Here is a 20,470-nt window from a genome sequence, read left to right on the forward strand (position 1 = left end):
GCCGGGATGAAGGCATGATGCCAGCATGCACAGCTTCACATTGCCCGATATGAGCTGCGGCCATTGCGTGGCCGCCATCACCGAAGCGCTGAAGGCGGCCGACGCCCAGGCCGGCATCGCCATCGACCGCGCAGCGCGGACGGCCCAGGTCGACAGCGCCCTGCCCCGCGAGACGCTGGTGGCGGTGCTGACCGAGGCCGGCTATCCGCCCTCGTCCGCACCGGTCCGGATCCCTCTTAAGTGAAGCTGAACGGCAGTTCGCGCTGGCGCTTGCCGGTCAGGCGGGCGACCGCGTTCGCGAGCGCCGGCGCCAGGGCCGGCAGGCCGGGCTCGCCCATGCCCTTGGGCGGGTCGTTGCTGGGCACGATGCTGACCGTCATCACCTGGGGCGCATCGGGCATGCGCGGCATGGCCATGTCGTAGAAGTTGTTCTGCTCGACGACGCCGTCCTTGAAGGTCACGCGGTGGGTCGGCATCGTCGTGCCCAGGGCCATGATGGCGGCGCCCTGCACCTGGGTCTCGACGGCCTTGGGGTTCACGCAGAGATTGCAGTGGACGCCGGCGTGGACTTCCTGCAGCACGGGCTGGCGGTCCTTGCCCTTGCCCTTCATGCTGGCGACAACGACGTAGGCGACGACGGACTCGAAGCTCTCGTGCACCGCCACGCCCCAGGCCTGGCCGGGTTTGAGCTTGCGCTTGCCATAACCGCTCTTGTCGACGGCGGCCTGCAGGGCCAGGCGATGGCGCTCGGCCTTGGCATTGCCCTCCATCAGCTTCATGCGATAGGCCACCGGGTCCTGCTTGGTGGCGAAGGCGATCTCGTCGACCAGGGTCTCCATGACGTAGGCCGTGTGGGTGGAGCCCACCGAGCGCCACCACAGCACCGGCACATTGACGTCGGGGTGGTGGACGCTGAGGTTCATGGGAATCTCGTAGGGCTCGCGCATGCCCTCGGTCGTCGTGCCGTCCACGCCCTTCTGGTAGCCGAAGCCTTCCAGCGGCGAGCCCTTCAGGATGCTCTGGCTGACGATGCGGTGCTGCCAGCCGAGCACCTTGCCGGTCGCATCGAAGCCGATCTCGGCGCGGTGCACGGTCATGGGCCGGTAGTAGCCGGACTTGAGGTCGTCCTCGCGGCTCCAGATCACCTTGACCGGCATGGGCTTGCCCGCCTGGGCCAGGGCCACGGCGACGGCCGCCGCCTCGCGCGGCCATTCGGTCGCGGGCGTGGCGCGCCGGCCGAAGCCGCCGCCGGCCATCTGCACATTGACCTGCACCTGCTCGGGCTTCAAGCCCACAGCCTTGGCCAGGTTCATCGCGTCGATGCCGGGCATCTGGGCCGCGTAATAGAAGTCGCAGCGGTCCGCCTTCAGGTCCACCGTGCAGGCCAGCGGCTCCATCTGGGCGTGGTTCAGATAGGGGAAGACGAAGTCGGCCGTGATCTTCCTGGGCGCCTTGGCCCAGGCGCTGGCGTCGGCCTGGAACTCGGGCTTGGGCGCCGGTGTGCCGGGCGTCCTGGCCAGGGCCAGGTATTGCTTGGTGAGGGCCGCCGTGTCGGGCTTGGCGACGCCACCCAGGTCCCAGTCGACCTTGAGGGCATCGCGGCCCTTCTTGGCCGCCCAGTAGCCGCTGGCGACGACCGCCACGCCCTGGCCACCGCGGTCCAGCGTCACCGGCAGCACGGCCTTGACGCCCTTGACCTTCAGCGCCTCGCTGCTATCGAGCTTGGCGACCTTGCCGTTGAAGACCGGCGGGCGCTGGATGACGGCCACCGCCATGCCGGGCAGCTGCACGTCCATGCCGTAGGCCTGGGTGCCGGTGCTCTTGGCCTTGCTGACGACCAGGCCGGTGGGCTTGCCGATCAACTTGAAGCTCTTGGGGTCCTTCAGGGTGACGGCCTCGGGCACCGTGCCCTTCATGGCGGCGTCGAAGAACTCGCCATAGCCGGCGCTCTTGCCCGCGCCCGAGATGATGCCGCTCTCGGCCTTCAGCGACGAAGCCGGCACGCCCCAGCTTTCAGCGGCCGCGGCCACCAGCATGGCCCTGGTGCGGGCGCCGAGCTCGCGGTACTGCTGGTAGCTGTTCTTGATGGAGTTGGAACCGCCGGTCAGGTGAATGCCGAACAGCGGGTCCACATAGGCGGCCTTCTGGTCACCGAAGCCGGTGCGCACCTTGCTCCAGTCGGCGTCCAGCTCCTCGGCACAGATCATGGCCAGGCCGGTCTCGACGCCCTGGCCCATGTCCATGCGATTGCACAGGATTGTGGTGGTGCCGTCCTTGGCGATGGTGACGAAGGCCAAGGGCTGTTCGGTCGGCTTGGAGCCCGGCTTGGGCGCCTGCGCGGAAGCAACGCCGGGCAGCAAGGCCAGGCCGACGGCGCCGCCGATGGTGGTGGTGACGAAGCTGCGGCGGGACAGGCCGCCGGTGATGGCCTGGTCGATGCGACGTGGGTTCAGCATGTCGTTCTCCTCAAGCCAGTTGAGCCGCGGCCGCATGGATGGCGGCGCGGATGCGGGTGTAGGTGCCGCAGCGGCAGATATTGCCGGCCATGGCCGCGTCGATCTGGGCGTCGGTGGGCTTCTTGTTGCCCTTGAGCAGGGCCACGGCGCTCATGACCTGACCGCTCTGGCAATAGCCGCACTGGGCCACATCGTGCTCGACCCAGGCGGCCTGCACGGCCTGGCCGATCTTGTCGTTGGCCATGCCTTCGATGGTGGTGACCGGCGCGGTGACCGAGGAGATGGGCGTCAGGCAGGCACGCACCGGGGCACCGCCGACGTGCATGGTGCAGGCGCCGCACTGGGCCGCGCCGCAGCCGAACTTGGATCCGGTCAGCTGCAGCTCCTCGCGCACGGCCCACAGCAGGGGCATATCGGGGTCGGCGTCCAGCGCGACGGCGCGACCGTTGACGGTCATGTTGATCATGGCTTCCTCCGGGGGGTGAGACCGCGGCGACTCTAGCCAGAAGCAGTGCCCGCGTATATCACTCGGACATTGCCTCGCGCAGGCAGGAAAAAGGGCCCCGCAGGGCCCTGGCGTTCCGGCTCGACCGGCTTACTTGAACTGATAGCTCGCCGTGGCGTACCAGAAGCGACCACGCGGATCGACGAAGGAACCGGCATAGCCCGTCACGTGCGAGCCATAGCTGGACACGGCGGTGAACGGCGGATCCTGGTTCAGCAGGTTGCGCGCGCCCAGGCGCAAGGCCAGCGTCGAGGTCGGCTTCCAGCCCACTGCCATGTTCCAGCGGCTGCTGTCCTTGACCTTGTGCTCGACGGACGGACCGACGTTGGCCTCCACCAGACCGGCCGATTCGGTCCAGCCCTTGACGAAGACGTTTTCCAGCGTCACGTTCCAGTTGCCGAGGTTCCAGTCCAGGCCCAGGGTGTGCTGCCACTTGGGCACCGGCTGCACGCCGGCACCGTCGCCGGCCGTGCCCTCATAGGACACGAAGGGCGTGCCCTTGCCGTTCTGCTGCTTCCACTGGTTGATGTAGCTGCCGGTGAAGCTGGCGCCCAGGCGGCCCATGCTGCCCAGCGGCCAGCTGGCCTTCACGTCCACGTCGATGCCGTTGGTCTTGAGCTCACCGAGGTTCTCGACCGGGGTCTCGATATAGCTGACGAAGCCGCTGGCCAGGCGGTGGATGCGGGCGGCATAGCGCTGGTAGAGGGTCGGGTCGGACATGATGGCGTCGCCGCCGATGACGCCGATCTGGTCCTTCTTCTGGATATGCCAGTAGTCCAGCGCGATGGACAGGTCGCGCACCGGCTCGAAGACGGCACCGATGTCGTACTGGCGCGACTTCTCGGGCTTCAGCGACGGGTCGCTGGACAGGCGCACATTGAACTGCGTCTCGCAGCGCGGGTCATTGGCATGGCCGGCCGGGCAGTTCGGGTCGACCAGGGAGTTGGCCGTGTTGGTGAAGGCCGTCGGGCTGTGCACGTCCCACAGCGTCGGCGCGCGGAAGCCCGTGCCGGCGCTGGCGCGCAGCAACACTTCCTTGCTCGGCTGGAAGCGCAGCGTCACGCCGGGGTTGAAGGTGCTGCCGAAGTCGTTGTAGTGGTCGTAGCGCGCCTTGACGGTCGCCTCCCAGCCCTTGGCGAAGGGCATGGAAAGCTCGCTGTAGACGGCGTAGATCGTGCGCGAGGCCGCCGTGTTGGGCACGGTGCCTTCGCCGCCGATGTGCAGGCCCAGCTCGTAGTCCGGGTTGACGGCGCGGTCGTCGGCCTTTTCCTTGCGCAGGTCGGTGCCCACGGCCAGCATCATCGGGCCGCCCGCCATGCTCATCAGCTCGCGGCTGCCCTTGGCATCGAACGCATAGGTCGTGCTCTTGGAGCGGCGCATCGGGCCTTCCATGCGGGCGCGGTCCAGCGCCGCCAGACCGGCCGCGTCCTGCGGGCCGAAGGGGTTGATGACGCCCGTGGCCAGCTCGGCGATGAAGCGGCCTTCGTGCAGATAGTTGAAGTAGTCCAGCGAGCCCTTGGCCTGCGAGACCGTGAAGCCGGCGTCGTAGTCCCAGCCGGCCATGACACCGGTGGCGCCCGCGACGAAGCGGGTCTGCTCGTTCAGCGTGTCGTTGGTACGCTGGCCCACCGGCACGGCGCGCATCGCGATTTCGGTGAAGCCGCCGCCCAGCGTGTCGAACTGGGCCGGCGTGTAGCCCAGGCTGGTCAGCAGGGCCGCAGGGAAGTATTTGCTCGAGATCGGGAAGGCGAAGGACGGGTAGGTGCCGTCGGCCTTGACGTGACCCGCGGTGGAGTCGATGGGTACCGGCGCGACGCGGCCGATGGAGTGGTTGCGCGCATAGCTGCCTTCGAAGAACAGCTGCGACTCGCCGCCCATGTCCACCGTCAGGCGGCCGAAGGCGTCGGCCTTCTTGGCGTCGGGCAGGTTTTCCTGCACGGCCGGGTAGATGAAGCGGCAGCGCTTGATCGGCGTGCCGTTGGGCGTCGTCGCCGCCAGCGTCTGGATGGTGTTGTAGTTGGGGTCGCAGGGGCTGAAGGCCGCGCCCGCATTGGCATAGGCGCCCGGCGTGATGTTGAAGTCGACGAGGCGGCCCGGGAAGGAGCGGCCCGAGGTCGGGGGATCGGAGCCGGGGATCTCGTCGGCGCCACGCAGATACCACTTCTGATCGATGGCGCTGAGCTTGGTCTGCTGCTTGAGGTTGCCGGTCAGCAGCAGGTTGTAGCCATCGGTCTTGAGGCCGCCCATGCCGAAGGCGATGGAGGCACTGGTCTCCTTGCCACCGATGTTCTTCTCGGTGTTGCCGTATTTCAGCGTGATGGCGCCCTTGTCGTAGTCCTTGCGCGTGATGAAGTTGATGACGCCGCCGACGGCGTCGGTACCGTACACGGCGGAGGCGCCGTCACGCAGCACCTCGATGCGGTCGATGGCCGCGAAGGGGATGCTGTTCAGGTCCACCGACGAGCTGCCGCCGATGGAGCCGAAGGCGAAGTTGGCCATGCGCCGGCCGTTCAGCAGCACCAGCGTCGAGTTGGGACCCAGGCCACGCAGGTTGGCAAAGCTCTGCGCATAGCCGGCACCCTGGGTCGTGTCCGACTGCATGGCCGTGTTGGCCCCGATGCGGCGCAGGATGTCTTCGACATTGGTGGCGCCGGTCTTCTCGATCTGGTCGCGCGTCATGACCGTGACGGGCAGGGCCGTTTCGGACTCCACGCGCTTGATGGACGAACCGGTGATGGTGATGCGCTCAAGCTGCTGGCCCGGCGCGTTCTGCGCGGCGGCCGTGCCGGCAATGCCGGCGGCCAGCAGGGCCAGCGCCAGTCGGGTGTGGCGGTGTTGCATGGAAGCACTACTCCTGTCGGTTGGGGCTTTGTGAAGAGGTCGCCCCGACCCCCCGCCGCGGCGCGGCATGTTGCCCTCATGCAAAGAAGTTTCAACGGCGCTTCACAAGCCCTCCCCTGCGGGAAGTCAGGGCTGTGGCGCAATCACAGCACCACGAACTAGGGCCTGACTTCCTGCACAGGCGCGCCCGGCGCCTAACGCCTCAGACTCGCGCGTACTTGGCCAGGGCCTGCAGCAGCGCTGCCAGGCTCAGCGGCTTGGTCAGATGCGCGTCGCAACCCGCCTGCAGCGACTGCTGCACGTCGGTGTCGAAGGCGTTCGCCGTCAGCGCGACGATGGGCGTGCGTGGCCTGCCTTCGGCCGCTTCCAGCGCCCGCCATTGCCGCGTGGCCGTGAGGCCGTCGGTGCCGGGCATCAGCATATCCATCAGCACGAGATCGAAGTCGCCCTCGCGCAGCGCAGCCAGCGCCTGTTCGCCGTCGCGCACGCGCGTGATGCGGTGGCCCAGCGGCGCCAGCATGCCCTCGATGACGAGAACGTTGACGTCGTTGTCCTCGGCCAGCAGCAGCGCCAGCTCGCGCGTCGGCGCAATGCGGTCGGCACGAGGCTCGGCCAGGTCGGCGTGGGGCGGGCGCGCTTCCGGCAGGTCCAGGCTGACCTCGAAGCGGCTGCCCTCGCCCGGGCGGCTCTGCACGCCGACATCGCCGCCCATCAGCCGCGCCAGGCTGCGCGTGATGGCCAGGCCCAGGCCGGTGCCGCCGAACTCCTGGGCGATGCTGGCATCGGCCTGGGCGAAGGGCTGGAAGATGCGCTCCAGCCTTTCGGGCGCGATGCCGATGCCGGTGTCCTGCACGCTGATGACGACCCGGCCCTCGCCATCGCGCGACAACTCCACGGTGACGCCGCCGGCCTTGGTGAACTTGATGGCGTTGCCGACCAGGTTGGTGACGATCTGCGCCACGCGCTGCTGGTCGCCCAGCACCCAACCCGCCGCCTCGGTGCGGGCGAAGACGCGCAGCCACAGGCCCTGGCCCTGGGCGCGCTCGCGCAGCAGCTCCAGCTGCAACTCGACGAGGTCGACGAGGTTGAAGGGATGCGAGGCCAGCTCCAGCCGGCCGCTCTCGATGCGGGCGTTGTCCAGCAGGTCGTTGATCAGCGCGAAGACCTGGCGGCCGGCATGGCCCAGCACCTCGACGTAGTGAGCCTGCTCGGGGCGCAGCGGCGAGCGGGCCAGGATGTCCGAGAAGCCCAGCACCGCATTCATCGGCGTGCGCATCTCGTGGCTGACCTGGGCCAGCAGCTCGGTCTTGGCGCGGCTGCGCGCGTCGGCCAGCTCGCGTTCGCGCGTCAGCTCGCGTTCGCGCTCGCGCGTGTGGCGCTCATGCTCGATGGCCGTCAGCAGCAGGGCCAGGGCGAGCAGGTAGAAGCCCGGCGCCGGTGTCGGTATCAGGCCCGCCCTGACGGCCATCCAGGACGCGAGCATCCCGATGGCCATGGCCACACCCGCGGCGAGCGCCTGGCGGCGCAGCAGCAGCGGCAGGGCGCCGAGGGCCAGCAGCAGCGCGTTCACGGCTATCACGGCGGCGCCGTGTTCGCGCAGCAGCGGCAGCGGCTCGGCGCCCAGGGCCTCGAAGACGGCGGCATTGAGCGCCGTGCCGGAGAGCCGGCCCTGCGGCGTCATGATCTCGTCGGCAAAGAAGGCGCTGCTGCCGACGAAGATGCTGCGGCCGGCCAGCAGCTGGGCCAGCTCGCTGTCCTCGGCTTCTCCGAGGGCCGCCCGCATCAGGCGCTGCCAGGACACGCGCGGCGGGTCGCCACCGTGCAGCGGCAGGCGCAATCGCAGCCGCCCTTCCTCGTCCACCGGCCAGCGGCGCGCGCCAGCGACGAGATCACCGCCCTCGCGCTGCCAGGCCAGCGCGCCATCGGTGCGCAGCCGCGCCGCGAAGGCCAGGCTGGGCAGGCTGCGCCCCTGCACGCGGTGCAGCAGCGGCAGTTGGCGCAGCAGGCCGTCCTCGTCCAGGGCCACCGAAATGACGCCCAGGCTGGCCGGTTCGGTCAACGCATCCAGCAACGCGTCGGTCGGCGCCGTCAGCGCGTCCCAGTCCAGGCCCGGCGCGTGCGCGGCCCCGAGGCGGGTCAGCGCGCGCTGCTCGGCGGCGCTGGCCGGCGCCAGTTCGACACCGGCACGCTGCCGGGTCGCCAGGCCGGCCGCCGCCAGCACCGTCGGCGGGCCGCCGCGCAACGTCGCCGCGAGGCGGGCATCGCCCTCGCGCGGGCCGGAGAAGACGATGTCGATGACGACGAGGCGGGCGCCGACCTGGCCGAGATAGTCCAGCATCAGCGCGTAGACCTCGCGGGAATACGGCCACTCGCCCAGCGGCTGGCGCAGGGTGCGCAGCGAGGCGTCGTCGATGTCGACGATGACGCTGGTGGGGGCCGGCGCGGGCGGCGCGGCGGCACGCAGCAGCAGGTCGCCCAGGGCGCGGTCGATGCGCGGCTGGGCGCCGGTCAGGCTCAGCAGGGCCCAGAGCAGCAAGGCTGCGGGCAGGGCGAGCCAGGGCCAGCGTTTCAAACCGGATTTTTCACAGAAGAGGCACGAGCAGCAGCGGCAGCAACCAGAGCCAGCGCGGATAGGGCTGCTCGATCATCTGCGTCTGCCCCCAGGGGCTGGCCGCGCCGGCGGCATTGAAGGCCCTGGCGCGCAGGAAGTATTTGCCGGCCGACGGCTTCGGGATCACGAGCTCGGCCTTGTCGGTGCTGAAGCGCTGCACATCGGCGCCTTCGAAGGCTTCGTTCCTGGCCCATTCCAGCTCGTAGCGCGTAATGCCGGGGTCGGCGCGCCAGCGCAGCTTGAGCTGGTCGCCACTGACCTCGGGCTCGGCCGGGGGCGGCGCGGGCGGCGGCGGCTTGATCTCGAAGCTCTGGGCATCGCTGAAGGGACCGGAGCGCCCGCCCGCCTCCACCGAAGCGATGCGCCAGTGGTAGACCCCGTCCGGCAGCCGGGCGTCGTAGTTCGCGCCATCGATGGGCGTGGGCTGCAGCACCAGGTCCTTGAAGCCGGCATCGCGCGCGACCTGCAGTTTCACATTGGGCGCCGCGGTGTTGCGCGACCAGACCAGGGCCATGCCACCGTTGTAGCTGACGGCACCCGGGGCGGGCGCCTGGATGAAGGGCGGCTCGGGCCGCGCCTGCAGGCTCACCGGCGCGTCGGCCGCGGCGCCCTCCTGGCCGCGCGCATCGATGGCGCGCACGCGCAGCGTGTAGTCGCCGTCGGGCAGCTCGCGCGCCTCGGCCCAGCTGGCCGTGGGCTCGCCGACGGTCTCGTCCAGCAGCAGGCGGTCGAAATCGCCGCGCGCATAGAGCTGGGCGCGCCAGGTCAGCGCGCCGGCCGGGCCGCCCGTCCAGGACAGGCGCAGCGGCAGGCGCTCGGCCACGGGGGCCAGGCCGGTGAGATCGGGGGCGGGGAGCAGGGGCGCGACGCTGAGCGCCTTGCCCTCGGCCAGCAGGCCCTGGCCGCTGGCCACGTCGGGGCCCAGGCCGTCGGCATGCACGGCACCGGTCAGCACCTGCATGCGGCTCTGGGCGCCGGCGATCTGCACGCGGAACTCGGTACCGCGCACGCCCAGGTTCACGTGGGGCGTGCGCACCTCGTACAGCGGCACGCGCTGGGCATTGGGCGTGACGCGGCTGTCGGCGCCGCCCTGCTGCACGCCGATGCGCACGGCGGGAATGGCCCCGCGGCCGAGCACCAGCAGCTGCTCCAGCGTGACATCGCTGTCGGGCGGGATCAGCAGGCGGGAGCCGTCGGCGAAACGCAGGCTGGCACTGGACTGGGCGCCGGTCTTGATGCGGTCGCCGCCCTGCAGCGTCGCACCGACGGCCAGGGCCTCGCTGGCGCTGCCGCGCAGGCGCGTGACCTGGCCGCGCGCGAACACGGCCTCGGCCACGCTGGCCTCGCGTCGCAGCCAGGCGACGGGCATGCGCAGCGTCGAGCCGGGCTGCAGGCGCAGCGGGTCGGGCACGCGGTTGAGCTTCTGCAGGTCGCGCCAGGTCCTGGGCGCGGCCAGCCAGCTGTCCGTCAGCGTGATGAGCGTGTCACCCGGCTGGATGCGGTAGCGCCAGTCGGCGTCCGCCGTCTGCGGTTGCGCATGCACGGCGCCCGCCGCCAGCAGGGCCCATGCAAGCCAGACTCTCGGTCCGTTCATCGCCGCCTCCCTTCCCTCAAAGGAGGCTCCATCCTAGCCATGCCGGAGAATGCCGAACACAGGAGGAGTCCACGCAATGCTGACGATTTCAGGCTTCATCGCCTGGCTGCGCCGCCATCGCATCGCCTGCTTCGGCGTCATGGTGATGAGCTTCATCGCCTTCGGGCTGCTGACGCTGGACCTGGTCAGGCTGGTGAGCGCCAACGCGGCCCTGCTGTCCGAGCACGGCTGGCAGGGCCTGCAGGACGGCGGCCTGCGCCAATTGCTGGAGCTGCTGGCCTCCACCCTCGCCGCCATGGCCGCCTGGCTGCTGTTCAAGGTCTGCGAGACCGTGCTGGTGCAGTCCTGGACGCGCTGAGGCTGGCCGGCTAGGCGCCAGCGAGCGCCTTTTCCAGCCTTCCGCGCAGCTGGCGCAGCTGCTGCAGTTCCTCGTCGGGCTCCTGCAGGGCCGGCCACAACAGCGCGACCAGATCATGGGCGCTGGACTCCACATCGATCTGGCGGCCGGTGATGACCACCTCCCAGAGCACGTGCTCCATGGGCCCGAAGACCAGGGAGCGCAGCAGCCGCAGCGGAATGTCGCGCCTGACCTCGCCGGCCTCCTGGCCGCGGGCCAGCAGGTCCATCAGCGGTGCCGTGTAGCGGCGCTGCAACTCGACCAGGCCTTCGCCCAGGTCCTGGCCCTTGGTCCGGCCTTCGGACAGCACCAGGGCGCACAACCCCGTGCCCTGGATCAGGAAGAGCTTCAAATGCGTCAGCACGACGAACTCCAGTTGCTCGCGCACCGTTGCCTCGCGCGGCAGTCCGGCCTCGATGGCGGCGATGATCTCGTCGTACCAGTCCTCGATGACCCGCATGCACAGCGCACGCTTGCCGCGGAAATAGGTGAAGACCGTGGCCTCCGAGACGCCCAGGCGCTGGGCGATCTCGGTGGTCGTCGCGCGCTCGTAGCCGCGCTCGGCAAACACCTCGCGGCCGACGCGCAGGATGTCGCGCACGCGCTGCTCGGCCTTGGGACCGGAAGGGGAGCGGCGTTGCGAAGCAGCGGCGGTGGCGGGCATGGCCGGCGCATTCTGCGCAATTCTTGAGTAATACTCAAGTCGGCGTTGCATCCGGGTTCACCCTCGACTATTCTGGCGCCCCTCACACGGCTCACGAGGCCGTCAATCCATAAATTGAGCCCCGCTTACTCCGCGGTCAAGCGGGCTCGCCCGGAGACACCATGCCGGTCCTGACCACCCAGCTCAACCCCCGCTCGGCCGATTTCAAGGCCAATGCCGAGGCCATGCGCGGCCACCTCGACGACCTGAATGCCAAGCTGGCCCAGATCGCCCTGGGCGGCGGCGAGGCCGCCCGCGCCAAGCACACCGCCCGCGGCAAGCTGCTGCCGCGCGACCGCGTCGAGATGCTGCTGGACCCGGGCACACCCTTTCTGGAGCTGGCACCGCTGGCCGGCTTGAACATGTACGAGAACGCCGCCCCGGGCGGCGGTGTCGTCGCCGGCATCGGCCGCGTCTCGGGCGTGGATTGCATGATCGTGTGCAACGACGCCACGGTGAAGGGCGGCACCTACTACCCCATCACCGTCAAGAAGCATCTGCGCGCCCAGGAGATCGCCCAGCAGAACCGCCTGCCCTGCATCTATCTGGTGGACAGCGGCGGCGCCAACCTGCCCAACCAGGACGAGGTCTTCCCCGACCGCGACCATTTCGGCCGCATCTTCTTCAACCAGGCCAACCTGAGCGCCGAAGGCATCCCGCAGATCGCCGTCGTCATGGGCTCGTGCACGGCCGGCGGTGCCTATGTGCCGGCCATGAGCGACGAGACCATCATCGTCAAGAACCAGGGCACCATCTTCCTGGGCGGCCCGCCGCTGGTGAAGGCCGCCACCGGCGAGGTCGTCACGGCCGAGGACCTGGGCGGCGGCGACGTGCACACCCGCCTGTCGGGCGTGGCCGACCACCTCGCCAACAACGACACCCATGCGCTGGCCATCGCGCGCCAGTCGGTGGCGCGCCTGAACTGGAGCAAGGCCAACCCGCTGGCCATGCAGGAACCCAAGGCGCCGCTGTTCGACGCCCGCGAGTTGCACGGTGTCATCCCGACCGACACCCGCAAGCCCTTCGACATCCGCGAGATCATTGCCCGCATCGTCGACGGCTCCGAGTTCGACGAGTTCAAGGCCCGCTATGGCGCCACCCTGGTCTGCGGCTTCGCCCACATCGAGGGCATGCCGGTCGGCATCGTCGCCAACAACGGCATCCTGTTCGCCGAGAGCGCCAACAAGGGCGCCCACTTCATCGAGCTGTGCTGCCAGCGCAAGATCCCGCTGGTCTTCCTGCAGAACATCACCGGCTTCATGGTCGGCCGCAAATACGAGAACGACGGCATCGCGCGCGCCGGCGCCAAGATGGTGACGGCCGTGGCCTGCGCCCAGGTGCCCAAGTTCACCGTCATCATTGGCGGCAGCTTCGGCGCCGGCAACTACGGCATGTGCGGCCGCGCCTATTCGCCGCGCTTCCTGTGGATGTGGCCGAACGCGCGCATCTCGGTGATGGGCGGCGAACAGGCGGCCAGCGTGCTGTCCACCATCCGGCGCGATGGCATCGAGGCCAAGGGCGGCGCCTGGAGCGCGGAAGAGGAAGAGGCCTTCAAGGCGCCCATCCGCCAGCAGTACGAGGACCAGGGCCACCCCTATTACGCCTCGGCCCGGCTGTGGGACGACGGCGTCATCGACCCGGCCGACACCCGCCGCGTGCTGGCCCTGGGCCTGTCGGCGTCGCTGAACGCGCCGATTCCCGAGACCAGGTTCGGCGTGTTCCGGATGTAAGAACCCATGAAATCCCTGCACCCCTTCTTCACCCTGCTCGCCCTCGCGACGCTGGCCTGGGCCCAGCCCGCCGCGGCGCGCAATCTCGCCATCGTCCACCCCGTCGCGCCGGTGCTCAGCGGCAAGAACGGCCGCAACATCGTCAGCGACCTGCGCGTGGCCTTTGGCGGCGCGACGGCGGCAATTGGCACGACCATCACGACGGATTTCGAGGTGGAAGGCATCGGCGGCTCCGAGTACAGCGGTAACCGCCGCCCGACCGATGCCGAGGTCTGCGACCGCGCCCTGCTGGATGCGCTGACCAAGCTGGTGCTGGCCGCGCGCAATGCCGGCGCCAACGGCATCGTCGGCATCGTCTCCAACTACCAGCACCGCCCCTTCGACGATCCCAACAACGTCGAATGCCATGCCGGCACCTTCAAGTCGCATGTGGTGCTGAAGGCCAACTTCGTGCGGGTCGACGCCGGCACGGCGGCCGCGATGCCCGCGGCGCCCGGGCTCACGCATGCCCACGCCGTTCCGCCGGCGACCGGATTTGCCGACATCGGCAACGCCGCCGCCGTGCCCATCAGTGCCGAGGGCCAGGCCCGCTACCAGCACTATCTGACGCTGCCGCCCCCCAAGGCCTTCACCATCAACGCCGACGGCGCCTGGCGCTTCTACTGGAAGGATGCCGAGGCCATGAGCAAGGCCCTGGACTACTGCGCCCGCCAGGGCAAGACCTGCTGGCTGTACGCGGTGGACGACCGCGTCGTCTGGACCGCCGACCCCGGCACGCGCATCAGCCAGAGCCGCCAGCTCGCACCGCGCTGAACCCCATGGACACCCTCCGCATCCGCCCGCTGCAGCCCGACGACTGCCTTCAGACGCTGACCGCGCTGCTGCATGCCTCCTATGCCAGCCTGGCCGCCCAGGGCTGGAATTTCACGGCCGTTGACCAGAGCGTGGACGTCACCCGCGACCGCCTGGCCGGCGCCCAGGCTTTCGTCGCCGAAGTCGATGGCCGCCTCGTTGGCACGGTGGCCGTGCGCGGCCCCAAGCCGATGGGCGAGGCCTATATCGCCGACCCGCCTCCGTCGCTCTACACGACGCCGGGCACGGCCATCCTGTCCCAGCTGGGCGTCCACCCAGACTGGCGCGGCCAGGGCCTGGCCGAGCAGCTGATCACGACCGCCGAAGACTGGGCCCACACCCAGGGCCACCGCCAGATCGCGCTGGACACCGCCGAACCCGCCGCCGCCCTGCGCGCCCGCTATGCCCGCCGCGGCTACACGGAAGTCGGTACCGTGCAATGGCAGGGCAAGACCTACCGTTCCGTGCTGATGTGCAAGCCGCTGGCCGCGGCCCAACCCGAACCGTCCTCTCCATGAGCACCTGCCTGACCGTCACGACCGCGGGCCCTGTCGCCCGCGTCACGTTGAACCGCCCCGAAGTCCGCAACGCCTTCAACGAGGTGCTGATTGCCGAGCTGAGCGCCGCCTTCACCGAACTGGGCAAACGCGACGATCTGCGCGCCATCGTGCTGGCTGCCGAGGGCAAGGCCTTCTGCGCCGGCGCCGACCTGAACTGGATGAAGGCCATGGCCGGCTACAGCTGGGACGAGAACCACGCCGACGCCACCCGGCTGGCCGACATGCTGTGGGCCATCTACTCATGCCCGGTGCCCGTCATCGCGCGCGTGCAGGGCGACGTCTATGCCGGCGGCGTCGGCCTGGTGGCCTGCGCCGACATCGTCGTCGCCGTGGACGCCGCGGGCTTCTGCCTCAGCGAGGCCAAGCTCGGCCTGCTGCCGGCCACCATCGGCCCCTACGTCGTCAAGGCCCTGGGCGAGCAGGCCTCGCGGCGCTATTTCGTGACGGCCGAGCGCTTCTCCGCCGCTGAAGCCAGGCGACTCGGCCTGGTGCACGAGACCGTCGCGCCCGACGCGCTGGACGCCAAGGTCGACGAGCTGACCGCTGCGATCTGCGCCAATGGCCCCGCCGCCGCGCGTGCCTGCAAGCTGCTGGTGAAGGACGTGGCCAGCCGCGAGATCACCCCGGCGCTGCGCGACGACACCGCGCGCCGCATCGCCGACATCCGCGCCAGCGCCGAAGGCCGTGCCGGCGTGCAGAGCTTCCTCTCCAAGACGCCGGCTCCCTGGACCCAAGCGCAATGACCGCCCAGTCCCTGGCCGCCCCGGCCGTCACCGATCTCGCCCAGGCCCAGGCCGACATGCGCCAGGCCTATTGGCATGGCGCCTTCGGCGTGCTGGTTTCGGCGTTTGCCTGGAGCCTCGCTGCCGGCATCGCGGCGCTGGGCAGGCCGCAACAGGCCGTCTGGACACTGCTGATCGGCGGCATGTTCATCTTCCCGGTCAGCATGGGCCTGGCCAGGCTCTGCGGCCGCAGCGGCATGCACCAGAAGACCAACCCCCTCGGCCGCCTCGCCCTGTTCAGCACCTTCGGCCTACTGGCCGGCTGCGCCCTGGCCCTCGGCGTGGCGACGCAGAAGCTGGAATGGTTCTTCCCGACCATGCTGCTGGTCATCGGTGGCCGCTATCTCGTGTTCACCGCCGTCTACGGCCTGCGCATCTACTGGGCCTGCGGCTTCACGCTGGCTGGCGTCGGCCTGGTGCTGGGCGCCGTGCTGGCGGCACCCTCGCCCGAGCTCAAGGCCGTCGGCCCCTTCATCGGTGCCTTCTCCGGCGCCCTCATCGAAACCGTCTTCGGCGCCCTGCTGCTGCGCCAGGGCTTTGAGAGCGCACGCCGATGAATCTGGACGCCGTCCACCTTCTCGCCCTCGCCGCCGCTCTCGGCTGGGCCAGTGGGCTGCGCCTTTACCTGACGGTGCTGCTCGTCGGCATCGCCGGGCACTGGGGCTGGATCGCGTTGCCGCCGGGGCTGGACGTGCTGGCCTCGCCGCTGGTGATGGGCTGCGCCGCCCTGCTGGCGCTGGTCGAATTCCTGGCCGACAAGATTCCGCTGATCGACAGCGCCTGGGATGCCCTGCACACCCTGATCCGCATTCCCGCCGGCGCCGCCCTCGTCGCTGGCCTGGTCAGCGGCTGGGCTGGCGACCATGGCCAGGCCTGGGGCGTCGTCGCGGCCCTGGTTGGCGGTGGCCTGGCGGCCACGGCCCATGCGGCCAAAGCCAGCACGCGCGCTGCGGCCAACACCTCGCCCGAACCCTTCTCCAACATCGGCCTGTCCCTGGCTGGCGACGTGGCGGTGCCCACCATGCTGTGGCTGGCAGTGGCCCATCCCTTTGTCTTCTTTCCGCTGCTGGCGCTTTCGCTGGCGGTGATGGGCACGCTGATCTGGCTGTGCTTCAAGTTCCTGCGCGCGCTCATTCAGCGCTGGCGCGCACCGAGTCCCGCATGACTTCCCTCCAAGACCGCAGCCGCCAGGCCGTCTGGCATCCCTGCACGCAGATGGCACGCCTCGTCGACGTGCCGCCCCTGCCCATCGCCCGCGGCGAGGGCCCCTGGCTGTTCGACACCGACGGCAATCGCTATTTCGACGCCAACTCGTCCTGGTGGGTCAATCTCTTCGGCCACAGCGACAAGCCGCTGATTGAGGCCATCAAGGCCCAGCTCGACACCCTGCCCCACGTGATGCTGGCCGGCTGCACCCACGAGCCCGCGGTGCGCCTGGCCGAACGGCTGTCGGCCCGCACCGGGGGTGCCCTGGGCCACGTCTTCTTCGGCAGCGATGGCGCCAGCGCCGTCGAGATCGCGCTGAAGCAGAGCTTCCACTCGTGGAAGAACCGCGGCAGGGCCGAGAAGCGCGAGTTCGTCTGCCTTCAGAACAGCTATCACGGCGAAACCCTGGGCGCGCTTAGCGTGACCGATGTGCAGGTCTTCCGTGACGCCTACGACGCGCTGCTGATGCGTGCCCACATCGTCACGTCACCGGACGGTCGGCTGGGCAACGAGGCCGAGGCGCTGGATGCCATGCGCGCCCTGCTGACCGAGCGCCACGCGTCCATCGCCTGCGTCATCGTCGAGCCGCTGATCCAGGGCGCCGCCGGCATGGTCATGTACTCGCCGGCCTATCTGAAGGGCCTGCGCGAGCTGACGCGCGAGTTCAATGTGCACCTGATCGCCGACGAGATCGCCGTCGGCTGCGGCCGCACCGGCAGCTTCTTCGCGTGGGAGCAGACCCAAGCCGAGTGGCCGGACTTCATCCTGCTGAGCAAGGGCATCACCGGCGGCACCATGGCGCTGTCGCTGGTGCTGACGACCGACGACGTCTTCTCCGCCTTTTGGAGCGAAGACGTCACCCGCGGCTTCCTGCATTCCCACTCCTACACCGGCAACCCGCTGGCCTGCGCCGCGGCCAATGCGGTGCTGGACCGCTTCGATGCCGGCCAGCTCGAGGAAAATCGCGGCCAGGCCGGCCGCCTGACGCGTGCCTTTGCCCCGTTGGCCCCGCGAGTGAACCACTTCCGCCAACGCGGCATGATCCTGGCCTTCGATGTGCCTGAAGCGCCACCGCGCTTCGCGGAAGCCTTCCACCTGAAGGCGCGCGAGCACGAGTTGCTGATCCGTCCCATCGGCAGCACCGTCTACCTGATGCCCCCTTACCTGATCGACGACGCGACCGCGGCCTTCCTGGCCGGGGCCGTGACGGCGACCTTGAACGATGTCCTTGCTTGAACACCTCAGCGCCAAGCTCGCCGCCATTGCGGCGCAGAGCCTGACGCGCAAACTGCGCACCGCCGACAGCGGCACCGCGCCCCGCCAGACCCTCAACGGCCGCGAGCTGCTGATGTTCTGCTCCAACGACTACCTGGGCCTGGCGGCAGAGCCGGCGATTGCCGAAGCCATCGCCGAAGGCGCCCGTCTGTGGGGCGGCGGCTCGGGCGCCTCGCCGCTGGTCAGCGGCCACAGTGCTGCACACGAGGCCGTCGCCGAGACCCTGTCACGCTGGTACGCCCCGCACATCCCGCAGGCCCGCGCCATCGGCTTCTGCACCGGCTACATGGCCAACCTGGCTGTCGTCACGGCCCTGGGTGATGAGCACACCGAGATCTTCTCGGAGCAGCTCAACCACGCCTCGCTGATCGACGCGGCACGGCTGGCCAAGGCCCGGGTCACGCGCTATGGCCATGCCGACGTGGCCGGCCTGCGTGCGCTCCTCGCGGCCAGCACCGCCAAGGTCAAGCTCATCGTCACCGACGCCGTCTTCAGCATGGACGGTGACCTCGCGCCGCTGCCCGGCCTGCTGGCCCTGGCCGACGAATTCGACGCCTGGCTCATCGTCGACGACGCCCACGGCTTTGGCGTGCTGGGTGAGAAAGGCCGCGGCTCGCTGGAGCACTTCGGGCTGTGCAGCGAGCGCCTCATCCTCGTCGGCACCCTCGGCAAGGCCGCCGGCCTGGCCGGCGCCTTCGTCGCCGCCCACGCCACCATCGTCGACTACCTGCTGCAGGCCGCGCGCAACTTCATCTTCTCGACCGCCTCGCCACCGGCCATCGAGCATGCGCTGCTGACCAGCTTCGCGCTGATCGAAGGCCCGCTCGGCGCCGCCCGCCGCGCCAACCTCGTCGCCCTGCAGGCCCGGCTGCGCGATGGCCTGATGGCCCTCATCGACCACCACCCGCGCCTGGGCTGGACGCTGACCGACGCGGCCACGCCCATCCAGCCGTTGATCGTCGGCGGCAATGCCGAGGTCATGGCCCTGGCAGCCGCGCTGGAGGCCACCGGCCTGCGCGTCCCGGGCATCCGCCCACCCACGGTCGCCGCCGGCACCGCGCGGCTGCGCATCACGCTGTGCGGCACGCACACCGCCGCCGACGTCGACACGCTGCTGACCGCGCTGGACCGCGCCGCGGCCGCCCAGGAGTGCGCCGCGTGAAAGGCTTTTTCATCACGGGCACCGACACCGAGATCGGCAAGACCGCCGTCACGGCCGGCCTGGCCCACGCCTTCGCGCTCTCCGGCCGCCGCGTCGCCGCGCTCAAGCCCATCTCGGCCGGCCAGGACTTCGTCGATGGCCACTGGCTGAACGACGACGTCGAGCGCCTGCGCGCCGCCGGCAACATGGGCCTGAGTTCGGCCGAAGTCGGCGCCTTGCAACTGCGCACCGCCTGCGCGCCCCATATCGCGGCGCGCATCGAGGACGAGGCCATCGTCCGCGAACCCCTGCTGCATGCGCTGCGCTGGGTCGGCGGCCGCGCCGATGTCGCCCTCGTCGAAGGCGTGGGCGGCTTTCGCGTGCCGCTGAACGAACACTGGGACACCGCCGACCTCGCCGTCGATCTCGGCCTGCCGGTCATCCTCGTTGTCGGCCTGCGCCTGGGCTGCATCAACCACGCGCTGCTGACGGCCGAGGCCGTGCGCGCCCGCGGCCTGGCGCTGGCCGCCTGGGTGGCCAACACCGTGGACGAACGTCAGCCCCACGTCACCGACAATCTGCAAGCTCTGCAGCGCGGCCTTGCCGCCCCCTGCCTTGGCCATGTTCCCCGCCTGGCCCACGCCGACCACGCCACGATGGCCCGCCATCTGTCGCTCGAACCCCTGCTCGGACACCTCCCCGCATGAACCAGATCCAGACCCTCACCCCCACCACCGACGCCGACCGCCGCCAGGCCAGCCCCTGGACCGTCAAGGACGTCGTGGCCCTGTTCGACCTGCCCTTCAATGACCTGCTCTTCCGCGCCCAACAGGTGCATCGCGAGCACTTCGATGCCAACGCCGTGCAGCTTTCAACGCTGCTGTCCATCAAGACCGGTGGCTGCGAAGAGGACTGCGCCTACTGCCCGCAGTCGGCCCACTTCGACACGGGGCTGAAGGCCGAGAAGCTGATCCCGCTGCAAGAGGTGATGGAAGCCGCCCGCGCCGCCAAGCTCAACGGCGCGACGCGCTTCTGCATGGGCGCCGCCTGGCGTTCGCCCAAGCCGCGCCACCTCGAAGCCATCGGCGAGATGATTTCCGAGGTCAAGGCCCTGGGTCTGGAGACCTGCCTGACGGCCGGCATGCTGGAAGACGGCCAGGCCGAGCAACTCAAGCAAGCGGGCCTCGACTACTACAACCACAACCTGGATACCTCGCCCGAGTTCTACGGCCAGATCATCACGACGCGCACGTATCAAGACCGCCTCGACACGCTGGACCGCGTGCGTCAGCAGGGCATGAAGGTCTGCTCGGGCGGCATCGTCGGCATGGGCGAGACGCGCCGCGAGCGCGCCGGCCTCATCGTGCAGCTGGCCAACCTCGACCCCTATCCCGAGAGCGTGCCCATCAACAACCTGGTGCAGGTCGAAGGCACGCCGCTGGCCGGCACCGCGCCGCTGGACCCGCTCGAGTTCATCCGCACCATCGCCGTCGCCCGCATCACCATGCCGCGCGCCATGGTGCGCCTGTCGGCCGGCCGCGAGGAGATGCCGGAAACCATGCAGGCCCTCTGCTTCCTCGCCGGTGCCAACTCCATGTTCTACGGCGACAAGCTGCTGACCACCAGCAATCCGCAGGCCGAGAAGGACCGCGCGCTGCTGGAGCGCCTGGGCATGCGCTGCTCGACCGAGGCCGAGCTGACGCCGTCCGACGCAGCGGCCAAGGTGCAGGTCTGCACCCACTGATCCCTGCGACACCGCACGCTGACGGCCCATCGACCTGAAGCGCGCCCCGATCCCGAATCCACAAGAAGACGGC

Annotated in this window: 18 protein-coding genes; 12 read left to right on the top strand and 6 right to left on the bottom strand. The window is 69.8% G+C overall.

The genetic code is table 11. From position 1 onward, the window contains the following. Positions 1-25: 25 nt before the first annotated feature. Positions 26-244 (top strand): heavy-metal-associated domain-containing protein, encoded by a 219-nt coding sequence (locus tag AC3WOE_RS14895; RefSeq protein ID WP_492691445.1) that lies wholly within the window; start codon positions 26-28, stop codon positions 242-244. On the opposite strand, the gene AC3WOE_RS14900 is transcribed toward AC3WOE_RS14895, so the two are convergent. From AC3WOE_RS14900 to AC3WOE_RS14920, 5 genes are all read right to left on the bottom strand, one after another. Continuing rightward, entirely contained in the window at positions 237-2,456 is a 2,220-nt protein-coding gene (locus tag AC3WOE_RS14900) for a xanthine dehydrogenase family protein molybdopterin-binding subunit (protein WP_492691446.1), read from the bottom strand. The two genes, AC3WOE_RS14895 and AC3WOE_RS14900, sit on opposite strands and share 8 nt — an antisense overlap. Before the next feature lie 10 nt (positions 2,457-2,466). After that, positions 2,467-2,922: a (2Fe-2S)-binding protein gene (locus AC3WOE_RS14905; protein WP_492691447.1), complete on the bottom strand. Its 456-nt coding sequence runs from the start codon at positions 2,920-2,922 to the stop codon at positions 2,467-2,469. Between the two features lie 129 nt (positions 2,923-3,051). After that, a complete protein-coding gene (locus AC3WOE_RS14910) occupies positions 3,052-5,802 on the bottom strand; it encodes a TonB-dependent receptor plug domain-containing protein (RefSeq protein ID WP_492691448.1) in 2,751 nt (916 codons plus the stop codon). A 202-nt stretch (positions 5,803-6,004) separates the two neighbouring features. Further along, positions 6,005-8,374, bottom strand: a complete 2,370-nt coding sequence (locus AC3WOE_RS14915; protein ID WP_492691449.1) for a hybrid sensor histidine kinase/response regulator — start codon at positions 8,372-8,374, stop codon at positions 6,005-6,007. Positions 8,375-8,384: 10 nt separating this feature from the next. Then, entirely contained in the window at positions 8,385-10,007 is a 1,623-nt protein-coding gene (locus AC3WOE_RS14920) for a FecR domain-containing protein (RefSeq protein ID WP_492691450.1), read from the bottom strand. A 76-nt stretch (positions 10,008-10,083) separates the two neighbouring features. Here AC3WOE_RS14920 and AC3WOE_RS14925 point away from each other — a divergent pair, with 76 nt between their 5' ends. After that, entirely contained in the window at positions 10,084-10,365 is a 282-nt protein-coding gene (locus tag AC3WOE_RS14925) for a hypothetical protein (RefSeq protein ID WP_492691451.1), read from the top strand. Positions 10,366-10,375: 10 nt separating this feature from the next. Here the strand turns inward: AC3WOE_RS14925 and AC3WOE_RS14930 are convergent, their stop codons facing one another. Then, positions 10,376-11,068 carry a TetR/AcrR family transcriptional regulator gene (locus AC3WOE_RS14930; RefSeq protein ID WP_492691452.1) on the bottom strand — a complete coding sequence of 231 codons (693 nt, stop codon included), beginning with the start codon at positions 11,066-11,068 and terminating at the stop codon, positions 10,376-10,378. A 161-nt stretch (positions 11,069-11,229) separates the two neighbouring features. On the opposite strand from AC3WOE_RS14930, the gene AC3WOE_RS14935 reads away from it, so the two are divergent. The 10 genes from AC3WOE_RS14935 to bioB are packed head-to-tail and all read left to right on the top strand — an operon-like array spanning position 11,230 to position 20,397. Continuing rightward, positions 11,230-12,837 (top strand): carboxyl transferase domain-containing protein, encoded by a 1,608-nt coding sequence (locus AC3WOE_RS14935; RefSeq protein WP_492691453.1) that lies wholly within the window; start codon positions 11,230-11,232, stop codon positions 12,835-12,837. 6 nt (positions 12,838-12,843) lie between these two features. Then, the gene (locus AC3WOE_RS14940) at positions 12,844-13,650 is read left to right on the top strand and encodes a hypothetical protein (RefSeq protein WP_492691454.1); all 807 of its coding nucleotides are present in this window, start codon (positions 12,844-12,846) and stop codon (positions 13,648-13,650) included. Positions 13,651-13,655: 5 nt separating this feature from the next. Further along, a complete protein-coding gene (locus AC3WOE_RS14945) occupies positions 13,656-14,207 on the top strand; it encodes a GNAT family N-acetyltransferase (RefSeq protein WP_492691455.1) in 552 nt (183 codons plus the stop codon). Next, complete coding sequence (locus AC3WOE_RS14950; protein ID WP_492691456.1) at positions 14,204-14,992, top strand: enoyl-CoA hydratase/isomerase family protein; 789 nt, start codon at positions 14,204-14,206, stop codon at positions 14,990-14,992. The genes AC3WOE_RS14945 and AC3WOE_RS14950 overlap by 4 nt, the downstream gene beginning before the upstream one ends. Beyond that, complete coding sequence (locus tag AC3WOE_RS14955) at positions 14,989-15,588, top strand: DUF7010 family protein (RefSeq protein ID WP_492691457.1); 600 nt, start codon at positions 14,989-14,991, stop codon at positions 15,586-15,588. The genes AC3WOE_RS14950 and AC3WOE_RS14955 overlap by 4 nt, the downstream gene beginning before the upstream one ends. Further along, positions 15,585-16,196: a DUF4126 domain-containing protein gene (locus AC3WOE_RS14960; RefSeq protein WP_492691458.1), complete on the top strand. Its 612-nt coding sequence runs from the start codon at positions 15,585-15,587 to the stop codon at positions 16,194-16,196. The genes AC3WOE_RS14955 and AC3WOE_RS14960 overlap by 4 nt, the downstream gene beginning before the upstream one ends. After that, positions 16,193-17,473 carry an adenosylmethionine--8-amino-7-oxononanoate transaminase gene (gene bioA, locus AC3WOE_RS14965; RefSeq protein WP_492691459.1) on the top strand — a complete coding sequence of 427 codons (1,281 nt, stop codon included), beginning with the start codon at positions 16,193-16,195 and terminating at the stop codon, positions 17,471-17,473. Before AC3WOE_RS14960 ends, bioA begins: the two co-directional genes overlap by 4 nt. Continuing rightward, a complete protein-coding gene (locus AC3WOE_RS14970; RefSeq protein WP_492691460.1) occupies positions 17,460-18,674 on the top strand; it encodes an 8-amino-7-oxononanoate synthase in 1,215 nt (404 codons plus the stop codon). Before bioA ends, AC3WOE_RS14970 begins: the two co-directional genes overlap by 14 nt. After that, positions 18,671-19,360 carry a dethiobiotin synthase gene (gene bioD, locus AC3WOE_RS14975; RefSeq protein WP_492691462.1) on the top strand — a complete coding sequence of 230 codons (690 nt, stop codon included), beginning with the start codon at positions 18,671-18,673 and terminating at the stop codon, positions 19,358-19,360. The genes AC3WOE_RS14970 and bioD overlap by 4 nt, the downstream gene beginning before the upstream one ends. Beyond that, positions 19,357-20,397, top strand: coding sequence for a biotin synthase BioB (gene bioB / locus AC3WOE_RS14980; RefSeq protein WP_492691463.1), 1,041 nt, complete (start codon positions 19,357-19,359; stop codon positions 20,395-20,397). Before bioD ends, bioB begins: the two co-directional genes overlap by 4 nt. Positions 20,398-20,470: the final 73 nt, after the last annotated feature.

This window comes from Roseateles sp. FW305-36 (assembly GCF_058787015.1).

What these genes read in the sequence shown, in the direction of transcription:
- bioB (WP_492691463.1), top strand. Translation starts at nt 19,357, where the DNA reads ATGAACCAGATCCAGACCCTCACCCCCACCACCGACGCCGACCGCCGC.
- bioA (WP_492691459.1), top strand. Translation starts at nt 16,193, where the DNA reads ATGACTTCCCTCCAAGACCGCAGCCGCCAGGCCGTCTGGCATCCCTGC.
- AC3WOE_RS14945 (WP_492691455.1), top strand. Translation starts at nt 13,656, where the DNA reads ATGGACACCCTCCGCATCCGCCCGCTGCAGCCCGACGACTGCCTTCAG.
- AC3WOE_RS14900 (WP_492691446.1), bottom strand. Translation starts at nt 2,456, where the DNA reads ATGCTGAACCCACGTCGCATCGACCAGGCCATCACCGGCGGCCTGTCC.
- AC3WOE_RS14950 (WP_492691456.1), top strand. Translation starts at nt 14,204, where the DNA reads ATGAGCACCTGCCTGACCGTCACGACCGCGGGCCCTGTCGCCCGCGTC.
- AC3WOE_RS14935 (WP_492691453.1), top strand. Translation starts at nt 11,230, where the DNA reads ATGCCGGTCCTGACCACCCAGCTCAACCCCCGCTCGGCCGATTTCAAG.
- AC3WOE_RS14920 (WP_492691450.1), bottom strand. Translation starts at nt 10,007, where the DNA reads ATGAACGGACCGAGAGTCTGGCTTGCATGGGCCCTGCTGGCGGCGGGC.
- AC3WOE_RS14905 (WP_492691447.1), bottom strand. Translation starts at nt 2,922, where the DNA reads ATGATCAACATGACCGTCAACGGTCGCGCCGTCGCGCTGGACGCCGAC.
- AC3WOE_RS14940 (WP_492691454.1), top strand. Translation starts at nt 12,844, where the DNA reads ATGAAATCCCTGCACCCCTTCTTCACCCTGCTCGCCCTCGCGACGCTG.
- AC3WOE_RS14930 (WP_492691452.1), bottom strand. Translation starts at nt 11,068, where the DNA reads ATGCCCGCCACCGCCGCTGCTTCGCAACGCCGCTCCCCTTCCGGTCCC.
- AC3WOE_RS14970 (WP_492691460.1), top strand. Translation starts at nt 17,460, where the DNA reads ATGTCCTTGCTTGAACACCTCAGCGCCAAGCTCGCCGCCATTGCGGCG.
- AC3WOE_RS14960 (WP_492691458.1), top strand. Translation starts at nt 15,585, where the DNA reads ATGAATCTGGACGCCGTCCACCTTCTCGCCCTCGCCGCCGCTCTCGGC.
- AC3WOE_RS14895 (WP_492691445.1), top strand. Translation starts at nt 26, where the DNA reads ATGCACAGCTTCACATTGCCCGATATGAGCTGCGGCCATTGCGTGGCC.
- AC3WOE_RS14955 (WP_492691457.1), top strand. Translation starts at nt 14,989, where the DNA reads ATGACCGCCCAGTCCCTGGCCGCCCCGGCCGTCACCGATCTCGCCCAG.
- AC3WOE_RS14925 (WP_492691451.1), top strand. Translation starts at nt 10,084, where the DNA reads ATGCTGACGATTTCAGGCTTCATCGCCTGGCTGCGCCGCCATCGCATC.
- AC3WOE_RS14910 (WP_492691448.1), bottom strand. Translation starts at nt 5,802, where the DNA reads ATGCAACACCGCCACACCCGACTGGCGCTGGCCCTGCTGGCCGCCGGC.